We start from the raw sequence: 10,176 nt of genomic DNA, 5'->3' as shown, positions 1-10,176 counted from the left end.
ATTTGTTTTAGTATAAATTTTCTCAATCAAACTCTTTTATTAATTATTGAAACATCATAATGACGTTCTTTCCTATTTTTTTTCCTTCAACTAATCCCATTTCATTATCAAGCCTGGTATGTATGCCAGCATAAAGTCTCGACATTGCACATTCTTCAGCTGCTTCATAAAACGATTTGTATTTTCTTGGCTTAAAACCAATCATCCTTTCAATGTAAACCTCGCGATTTGCATGAGTATCGTCTGTAAATGCAAAATTATCACCATATAAATTGGTGAGCACCTCAGCAAATGCACCAGCTTGACCGGCATGTCCCGAATAATAAGCTGGAAAAGGAGGTTCTTTAAAAAACATATCCCATTTGGTGTCAATATTAAAATATATGAATCCAAATGGTCTTTCTACATTATGTACAAATTTTGTCTTCCAGCAGTTTATAAAAGCGTCAGCGGTTGCCATCCCAACTGCTGCATAAGTTTCTGCGGCTTTAACTAAATCAGGTTTCGATTTTTCAATTATCAGCGTGGCTAAATTAAAGGAATGTCCCGGAGGTGAAGAAGTTTCTGAAGGGTCATCGCTCCACCAAAGTGCAACTTCTTTTTGCTCCTGTGTTAAATTTTTCCCTACATTATATACTTCATACATATAGTTGTAATATTCAGAACCTTTATTGTAATCATATTTGATCATTTCAGGAATAGGCAATACATGATTATCCTTCGAAAAGGCCCTGTTATTACCCCATTTGTGATGCATCGGAAGTGGAATTTCCGATTGTCCTTTTACAGGTGGGAACCACTGACCATTTCCCTGTGTAAATTGATAAGTAGTATCAAAAATATTGTATTGCTCATTGTGACCTCCGTCGGTTTTTGACCATTCAAAAATTGCCTTCGCAATTGATTGACCATAAGCAATAGAAGCCTGAATTTCTTCTGGTGAGCTTTTACCGGAATATTTTAAAAGGTTTTCTTTTTCCAAAATCTGGACTTTTTCCAAATTCGAAGGAGTTGTAAACCAAAATATGTCTTTGATAATCTGAGCTTGTCCTGCATTAAGTGCCAGTCTGTAATTTAATCTGATATTTTCCTGAGGAGCCGGAACTGATTCCAGACCAGTAAGTTTTCCGGCAAGCGAATGATACTGTGTATTACTTTTTACAACAGTCTCATACATGGTCAATCCGGCATAGCCTGTAAACCTGGAATTAAAAGTAGGAGTACCGTTGTGAGTTGTTCTAAACATTTCAGTAATAAATTTCCCCCAACTCGTCACTAAAGCAACATCTTCCTTTTTTGAGTTTTGGGAAAATGTACTGAATGAAATTACCATAAAAAGAAGCATGATAATACTTCTGAGTAATACAGAAGCAAAATCAATCGAAGAAAAATTCTTGCATGTAGAATTTCTGGTCATTTATAAAGATTCACTCAAAAAATTTATTAATATTTTTACTTTTTACCTTTTTTTAAATCCTAAAAAATACCTTTGGCACAATTTTTGTATCTTTTTCGGTGTGCTTTTAAGCTTCATTTTTTACAATTTATACTTACTAGGAATTTTTTAAACTTGTGTCAAAAACCCTCAAAATCTTATATTTTGAAGGGAATGAGCACTTATTTGTATTTTCGTAGTAATTCATATTACTATAAATTGAGCAAAAATCATGCTAGAAACATCCGTTTTTAGCCTGGGTTTTTTTTCATATTTATTTTGACTATATATCTTCGATACAGTCACCATATTTTTGTTACTTTGCAGTCACAAAAATTTAGCATTTTCAAGTGAAACTCTGGCAAAAAGACAATTCCAAAAAAACTAACGAAATCATCGAAAAGTTTACAGTCGGAAAAGACCGTGAACTAGATATCCACTTGGCAACATTTGATTTATTGGGTTCGATGGCTCACATGATTATGCTTGAAAGCATCGAATTATTAGAGAAGCACGAGCTGAATTTATTGTTAAAAGAGTGCAAGGATATATATTTTAATTATATAAGTCAAGAAAAATTTGAAATTTCTGATGGAATTGAAGATATACACTCGCAAATTGAGTTCCTTTTAACTGAGAGAATTGGAGAAACAGGCAAAAAAATTCATAGCGGAAGATCAAGAAACGATCAGGTTTTGGTTGACTTAAAAATGTTCCTTCGCAGCAAAATTGAAGAAATTGTTACTGAAGGTAAAATACTGTTTGATGAATTAATTGAAAGAAGTAATGAACATAAAAATGATTTGCTTCCGGGCTATACCCATCTTCAGATTGCAATGCCATCCTCTTTCGGGCTTTGGTTTGGTGCCTATGCCGAAAGTCTGGTTGATGACTTTCTGGTTTTACATGGTGCATATAAAGTAGTTAACAAAAATCCGTTGGGCTCTGGAGCTGGTTATGGCTCATCTTTCCCACTTAATAGAAAACTAACTACTGAACTACTAGGTTTTGATGATCTTAATTATAATGTAGTATATGCTCAGATGACTCGAGGAAAATCTGAATTTATTATTTCACAGGGAATTGCTAACCTGGCTGCAACAATCTCGAGGTTGTCAATGGATGTATGCCTTTATAATAGTCAAAATTTTGGTTTTATTTCTTTACCTGATGAAATGACCACTGGTTCAAGTATTATGCCTCATAAGAAAAATCCGGATGTTGCTGAAATTCTGAGAGGAAAGACCAATAGATTAAAAGGTTTACCTGCCGAAATTGCTTTTGTGCAGTCCAATTTACCATCGGGTTATCATCGTGAATTTCAAATATTAAAGGAGATTATTATTCCTTCTATAGATGAAATATTGGATTGTATTAAAGTCACCGCATTTATGGTAAAAAATCTTCAGGTAAAAACCAATCTGCTTGATGATAAAAAATATGATCCGATTTTTAGTGTTGAAAATGTAAATGCTGAAGTTCTTAGAGGTGTACCATTTAGAGATGCTTATAAGAAAATCGGAATGGAAATAGAATCTGGAGATTTTGTCGCAAACAAGAACCTCAACCATACTTTGGAAGGCAGTATCGGTAACTTATGTAATAATGAAATCGAAAGAATGATGAATGAAGTGATTGACTCTTTTAATTTTGAAAAGACGAGAAAGGCATTTGATAATTTATTAAATTTTCATACAATTTATTAATTATCAAACTATCTAAATACAATAATTTTGACTATGATTTTTAAATCTGTTTTTCTATTTTAAACAATAGAAATCTTAACCAAAATCTCTGACTATCAAATTCATACAAGTGAATTAAAAAATCTTTTCTCTTTTTTTAGAAAAATCGAATCAACCCAACTACTTCTAAAATGCAATACTTCGGGTCAAGTTTTTTAAAATCCATTTATTAAATTCAAATGTTAGTGGGTATCTGATTAAGCTGTATAGAAAAAATATCAGAGTATTAAAGTTAATGCCAAATTGGACACCAGGATATCAAGGTGGCAAACCGGCAAATGTGTATTATAATATGCCAATTGTATATAAACTTGATGGAGGAAGAAAAACTTCTAAACGATTCAGGAATTAAGTTTTAATTCTCATCTCAATTATATTCGAACCAATACAGTAAAGTACATAATAGTTCAGAAGCGGGAAATGCGTAGTTTTGGATATTCAACCATCCAGAATGAAACATTTCCTTTTTTTATTTCTTCTGCCAGGAGTTTTATTTTCTCAAAAAATAAATAGAAAGACGGTTTTTGACCGGCATAAAATCACACTCTCTGAAGTTGATACGCTCAGCAGCCTAAGTATTGGAAATGGACGCTTCGCAATGACCATGGATGTTACCGGTTTGCAGTCATTTCCCGAATATTATAAAAAAGGTATTCCGCTTGGTACACTGTCAGAATGGGGCTGGCATAGTTTTCCATCATCCAAAAACTTTACAATTGAAGAAACCCTGCAACCACTCAATTCCCATGGTCGCACTGTCCCTTATGCCAGACAGTGGCCCCCTGGAACTCCTCAGAATGAAGCTGCCAATTATATCCGACAAAACCCTCATCGGGTTCATCTGGCATCTTTAGGTTGGGAAATAGAACTGGCTAATGGCAAAACTTTTTCAATAGCTGACCTGATGAATATCAATCAATCACTCGATATGTATTCCGGTGAGATTTTGAGTGAGTTTTGGATTGAAGGAAAAAAAGTAGCTGTAAGAAGTATTTTTGACCAGAAAAAAGACATTTTAACTGTTAAAATAAATTCAAGGCTGATTGTTGAAGGTAAAATAAAAATAAAAATTCGGTTCCCTTACCCTACCGATAAGTTTGAAGACGAAGCAGCACTTTTTGACAAAGAAGAATATAAAAGACTGAAATTAAAGTATTTAAATCTTAATACCGCTCAAATTGAAAGAAATCTTGATGATCTGCAATATTTTGTCAAAATCAATTCAGAAAATCAACAAATTAGTCAAAGTCCACTTCCTGATGGATTTCTATTTACACCCGAAACCAATTCCGAGGAATGGAGATTTACAGTGAGTTTTTCGAAAGAAAACAATACAAAAAATATTGATTATAAATCAGTTAAAAACAAATCCAAAAAAATTAACGACCACTTTTGGAAAAAGGGCGGCATTATCGATTTTTCGGAAACTAACGACCCCAAAGCTTTCGAGCTGGAAAGACGAATGGTAACCAGTCTTTATCTTACAAAAATTAATTGTCAGGGCAATTCTTTTCCACAAGAAACCGGCCTGACCTATAATTCCTGGTATGGAAAACCTCACATGGAAATGGCGTGGTGGCATGGCGTGCATTTTGCTCAATGGGGCAGACCAGAAATTTTGGAAAAACAAATGAACTGGTATTTCAGAGTAGAAAAAATTGCAGAAAAAATTGCCAAAAGACAAGGTTTTGGTGGTCTGAGATGGCAAAAAATGACAGATAATGATGGGCAGGAAACAGCCTCTTCTGTGGGATCGTACCTGATTTGGCAACAACCGCATTATATATATTTTGCTGAACAAATCATAAAAGAGAAAAACAAAAAAGCAATTCTCGAAAAATATTACCCTTTAATAGAGAAAACTGCAGACTTTATGGCTGATTTTGCTTTTTTTGACCCAAATCTTAAAAGATATATACTTGGTCCCGGAGTAATCGCCGCACAGGAAAGATTTGACCCAAAAGTTACTTTTAACCCTACTTATGAACTCGCATATTGGCGTTGGGGGTTGGAAACTGCACAAAAATGGAGAAATATAATGGGTTTTCCGGACAATGAAAAATGGCAGATGGTTTTAGACAATCTTTCACCCCTACCTATAGAAAATGATATCTACCTTGGAGCCGAAAGTGCCAAAGATTCCTATACCAATCCCTACCTCATGACCGATCACCCAAGTGTTTTGGGGGCATTTGGAATGCTCCCGGCCACCAAGGACATTAATCCTGGAGTAATGGAAAACACCTTGAATCTGATTTGGGAGAAATGGCATTGGGATGATACCTGGGGCTGGGATTTCCCGATGACCGCCATGACCGCTACACGACTCAATATGCCCGAAAAAGCCATTGAGGCAATCCTGATGCCAATCAGAACGAATACTTACCTCAAAAATGGACACAATTATCAGGACTCCAGGCTGCGGCTATATTTACCCGGAAACGGTGGATTTCTCTCTGCCTTGGCATTAATGGCCGAAGGTTCATTTGACCAACCCTTCAAAAACTTAGGTTTCCCCAAAGATTGGAAAGTTAAATCTGAGAGTTTGAAGAAAATTGACTAGTCCTAAATAAAATATACCCTGATTTTGTCCTTCACAATTTTTTTAAAAAAACACATAAATTACTTCAAATCAAAACAATATGATTTTAAACAGTATTTTTCTTCTCAATTTCTTAAATAAATCTAATTTCTATTTCAGCCACCCTACTCATTGTCTTATTCTATAGCTCAAAGTGAGATTTATCTGTCTGGGTCTGAATTGGCGGTTATTTTCTGTATAAAAATTCACTCCTTGACTTATTGTTCTCATCCATCTGGAATTGAATACATCCAGAATACTGAAGTTTATCGCCCCTTTGCGTTTAAGAATCTCTTTTTTTAATGATAAATCCAGAAAATAAATCGCTTTTCTGCTGCCTTGGGCGGTTTTTTGGGCAGCTTCATAATTATATCTAAACTGAATATCCAATTTTTGCGGAAAAACAAATCTGGATGTGGCTCTGGCAAACCAGCTAACTGTTTCAGCTAAGTATATCTTATCAATATTGCTTCCGTCAATACTGGCATGAAAAAGATTAAAGTTTCCATCCAGTTTCCACCATTTATAAGGTGAATAATTTCCGGTAAATTCTACCCCGAATGCTTTCTGGAAATTCAGATTTTCAGGACGGTTTTGTGAGAAACCGGACTCATCAACATATCTGATATTAAAAATAAAATCAGAAGTGTATCGATAATACACCGACGAAACAAGGGAAGTCTTTTCCAGATTGAGCAAATGTCCCAATTCCAGCACATCACTAAATTCGGGATTAAGATCAGGATTTCCGCTATTAAAATTCCGGCTGTCGGAAAGAGTCGAAAACGGGCTCAAATCATTATAAACTGGTCTTCTGATTCTTCGGCTATAACTCAATTGCAAAGAGTTTTTTTCATCTAAAGCATAAGTAAAATGTCCGCTTGGAAACAAATTCCTATAGTTTCTGGGGTTGGTTTCATTGGTTTTTTGTAATTCAGTGATTATGCCCGTACCTTCGGCTCTCAGTCCAATTTGGTAAGTTATTTTTTTAAATTTATTCGAAACAATCCCATAAACTCCGGCAATGTTCTCCCTGTAAATAAAATAATTATCCAGCCAATCAATAGGCTTTTCGATTCCTTCCAGATTAAGGTCATTGACAACATAATCATTGACCATATCACGGAAAGAATACCTTAATCCGGTTTCAATTTTTCCATTTTTTGAAAATGGATGGATGTAATCTACCTGAAAAAGGTATTGTTTTTCAAATTCATCATTAATCGAAGTTTGTATAAAAGTATTGCTCTGATTTACCATTCCATCGGGATTTTGAGCATTTTGAGTAAAAGTTTGGTCAGAATTTTCGAAATGATCCAGATACCTGAACTGAGCAGAAAGTTCGTGACCTTTTTCGGCAAATTCTTTTTTATAATTAAGCACATATTCCGACATAGGCTCTATCTCTTTTTCTTTTTGCACCCTCAAAGTTGTTAATATAGGATGAGCAAAATCACCCAAAAAATCACGGTAGGTGTTTTCAGTATGTCTGTTCCCGCCGGCTTTACTATAAAGATAAGAGCCTGTCAAAACGCTTTTTTCAGAAAAGTAATATTCCAACCCCCCTCTGATGTTATTGTCAAATCCCGATACTTTTCCTGTATTTTCCAATTGAAGAATCTTCAAAGTATCCGCCGAGTTTACTTCCTGATACATGTCTCCCCGATACGGATTGCTCCGATAGGCAAGTGCGTAATTAATAAAAAAATTAAGTTTCTTTTTACGATAGTTTAAGTTAGCCGCCAACCCAAAATTATCAGGAATACCAGAAATGGCTTCAAAGGAGCCATTAAATCCCTGACTTTTATCCTTTTTTAATACAATATTTATTATTCCTCCCTGACCTTCAGCTTCATATCTGGCAGAGGGATTGGTGATTACCTCCACCTTTTCAATCATACTTGCCTGAAGCTGCCGCAATCCAGCCCCTCCTTTAAAAGACACCATTCCTGAAGGTTTGCCATCAATCAGAATCCTGACATTGCCGCTGCCCCGGAGTTTTATGGCACCATCGGGGTCAATAGTTACCGAGGGTACATTTATCAAAATATCTTGTGCCGAACCACCTGCATTGGCAAGATCTTTACCTACATTAAATACACGTTTGTCTAGTTGAAGTTCTGCAGAGCTTTTTTCGCCCTGAACTATCAACTCTTCCAGTGAGGTATTTGAATGCGAAATCTTTAAAATTCCAATATCAAAATCGGCATCAGTCACATTAAAAATTTCAGACTTAAAATACTGATAACCAACAAATTCTATTTCTAAGGCATAAATACCAGGAATCGCTGAAAACTCGAAAGTGCCATCACTTAAGGTCATTTTTCCATCTAAAATCTTATTATTTGAATACAATTTTACTGTGGCGAATTCGAGTGGTGTATCGTTTAGCTTATCTTTTACAATACCTCGAACATAGAAGTTTTTCTGTCCAAAAACCTGAAAAGAGAAAATAAGGCAAGTAATTGAAAATAATATTTTCCGTAATATCATTAAAACAAGGGTTGAATTGAAGGCAAGATACAAAATAGCTCAAACTATTTATTTAAACTTTGTTCAAGATCAGTTTTTTATCGACAAGAAGCGAGATTTTCGGTTTTGTGAATATATTATTATTAAATATTGAATTTTAAATAATATTAATTTTTGAATTTTTATCAAACGATTTTTTTATAAATTGATAATGAAATATTTATACCTGAATTTTTCCAAATATCGGATTTCAAATATGAAAGAAATTTCATAATTATTGATATTCATTGGAATCATTCCCTAAATTTGCTTTATAAAAAATTTCGAGAAACTTGAAAAAACCCCGGCATCTTTCAGATATTTTTTCTGTTATAACAGATACTTCAGAAGGTCAATTTTCTAACTAAACAATAGGTTAATGGATTTTTCGGGTACATCTCAAACATTTAACCAAAAAATAACATGAATTATACTTTAACACAGGTGCCAGAACGCACCCAGCAGCCTAGAAACTCCGGATTAACAATGGTCATGGACAAAGGACTGAGCGTGAGAGAGGTAGAGGATATGCTCAGCACATCATCCAATCATATCGATATCGTAAAATTGGGCTGGGCCACATCGTTTGTTACGCCAAATATTCAGGAAAAAATCGCAATTTACAAATCGGCAAATATCCCGGTATATTTTGGAGGAACACTTTTTGAGGCCTTTGTGGTAAGGGGTCAATTTGAAGATTACATGAGAATTCTTGACAAATATGACCTCGATTTAGCCGAAGTTTCTGACGGTTCAATCACGCTTCCACATGAAGAAAAATGCGATTATATTTCGAAACTTGCTGCCCGTGGAAGAGTGTTGTCAGAAGTAGGCTCAAAAGACGCTGAAAAAATATTTGCACCCTACAAATGGATTCAAATGATGCAGGCAGAACTTGATGCCGGTTCGTGGAAAGTAATAGGTGAAGCTCGCGAAGGTGGAAATATTGGTCTGTATCGTTCATCAGGCGAAGTGCGTCAGGGACTAGTGGACGAGATAATGCATGCCATTTCGGCCGAAAATATTATCTGGGAAGCTCCACAAAAATCTCAACAGGTGTATTTCGTGAAGCTGGTTGGTCAAAATGTAAACCTTGGCAACATTGCTCCCAATGAAATTATTCCTTTAGAAACCATCAGATTGGGCTTGAGAGGCGATACTTTCTCTACTTTTCTTTCTGACGACATCAAACAAAAATACAGACTCGGAAAATATTATCAGGACGAAAGAATCAGACAAGACGAAAACTAAAATATGGATTTAATACAATTTTTGCTGGATTTCCTCAAAGATCCATTGGCAGTACTTCAGGCATTTTTGAGTGAATACGACAAACTCACCTATGCTTTACTTTTTTTGGTGATTTTTGTGGAAACCGGCCTTATCGTTATGCCACTATTACCGGGTGATTCCCTACTTTTTGCTGTGGGTTTATTGGCATCGACCACCGGAAAACTTGACATTGCCATAGTGATTCCTTTACTTGTACTTGCCGCTCTTTTGGGCGACAACGTCAACTATTTTGTGGGTAGGAAATTCAGTGAGTTTATAAAATCCAGAGATAAGATTCTGTTTTTGAAAAGAGAATACATAGAACAAACCGAGCAATTCTATGATAAATATGGCACGAAAGCCGTAATAGTTGCTCGTTTTATGCCCATTATCCGTACGATTGCTCCATTTGTGGCGGGTGCGGGTAGTATGAGATATAGCCGCTACATTACTTTTTGTTTCATTGGGGCTGTTTTATGGGTAAGCAGTATCACTTTGCTGGGTTATTTTCTCGGAAACAATGATTTTGTAAAAGCAAACTTTGAGAAAGTAGTACTTGGGATTATTTTCGTATCAGTACTTCCAATGATATGGGGGATAATTAAGGTGAAGTTTTTGAATAAAAAATAATA

General features: G+C 35.3%; 6 protein-coding genes. 4 read left to right on the top strand and 2 right to left on the bottom strand.

The window, feature by feature from the left end; genetic code table 11:
- Nucleotides 1–43: 43 nt before the first annotated feature.
- Entirely contained in the window at nt 44–1,417 is a 1,374-nt protein-coding gene (locus IPP61_10660; protein ID MBL0325624.1) for a vanadium-dependent haloperoxidase, read from the bottom strand.
- Between the two features lie 368 nt (nt 1,418–1,785).
- Here IPP61_10660 and argH point away from each other — a divergent pair, with 368 nt between their 5' ends.
- On the top strand, nt 1,786–3,141 hold the full coding sequence (argH, locus tag IPP61_10655; protein MBL0325623.1) for an argininosuccinate lyase: 1,356 nt from the start codon (nt 1,786–1,788) through the stop codon (nt 3,139–3,141).
- A 490-nt stretch (nt 3,142–3,631) separates the two neighbouring features.
- Nucleotides 3,632–5,743 carry a hypothetical protein gene (locus tag IPP61_10650; GenBank protein ID MBL0325622.1) on the top strand — a complete coding sequence of 704 codons (2,112 nt, stop codon included), beginning with the start codon at nt 3,632–3,634 and terminating at the stop codon, nt 5,741–5,743.
- A 147-nt stretch (nt 5,744–5,890) separates the two neighbouring features.
- Here IPP61_10650 and IPP61_10645 read toward each other — a convergent pair whose 3' ends face one another.
- Entirely contained in the window at nt 5,891–8,254 is a 2,364-nt protein-coding gene (locus IPP61_10645; GenBank protein ID MBL0325621.1) for a TonB-dependent receptor, read from the bottom strand.
- Nucleotides 8,255–8,695: 441 nt separating this feature from the next.
- Here IPP61_10645 and IPP61_10640 point away from each other — a divergent pair, with 441 nt between their 5' ends.
- The gene (locus IPP61_10640; GenBank protein ID MBL0325620.1) at nt 8,696–9,523 is read left to right on the top strand and encodes a phosphosulfolactate synthase; all 828 of its coding nucleotides are present in this window, start codon (nt 8,696–8,698) and stop codon (nt 9,521–9,523) included.
- Between the two features lie 3 nt (nt 9,524–9,526).
- A complete protein-coding gene (locus IPP61_10635) occupies nt 9,527–10,174 on the top strand; it encodes a VTT domain-containing protein (GenBank protein MBL0325619.1) in 648 nt (215 codons plus the stop codon).
- Nucleotides 10,175–10,176 lie beyond the last annotated feature (2 nt).

Source organism: Cytophagaceae bacterium (assembly GCA_016722655.1).
Lineage (GTDB): Bacteria > Bacteroidota > Bacteroidia > Cytophagales > Spirosomataceae > Leadbetterella.
Note: the sequence above shows the minus strand (reverse complement) of the source record. Positions and strands in the feature narration are given on the sequence as shown.

What these genes read in the sequence shown, in the direction of transcription:
- IPP61_10660 (MBL0325624.1), bottom strand. Translation starts at nt 1,417, where the DNA reads ATGACCAGAAATTCTACATGCAAGAATTTTTCTTCGATTGATTTTGCT.
- IPP61_10650 (MBL0325622.1), top strand. Translation starts at nt 3,632, where the DNA reads ATGAAACATTTCCTTTTTTTATTTCTTCTGCCAGGAGTTTTATTTTCT.
- IPP61_10640 (MBL0325620.1), top strand. Translation starts at nt 8,696, where the DNA reads ATGAATTATACTTTAACACAGGTGCCAGAACGCACCCAGCAGCCTAGA.
- IPP61_10645 (MBL0325621.1), bottom strand. Translation starts at nt 8,254, where the DNA reads ATGATATTACGGAAAATATTATTTTCAATTACTTGCCTTATTTTCTCT.
- IPP61_10635 (MBL0325619.1), top strand. Translation starts at nt 9,527, where the DNA reads ATGGATTTAATACAATTTTTGCTGGATTTCCTCAAAGATCCATTGGCA.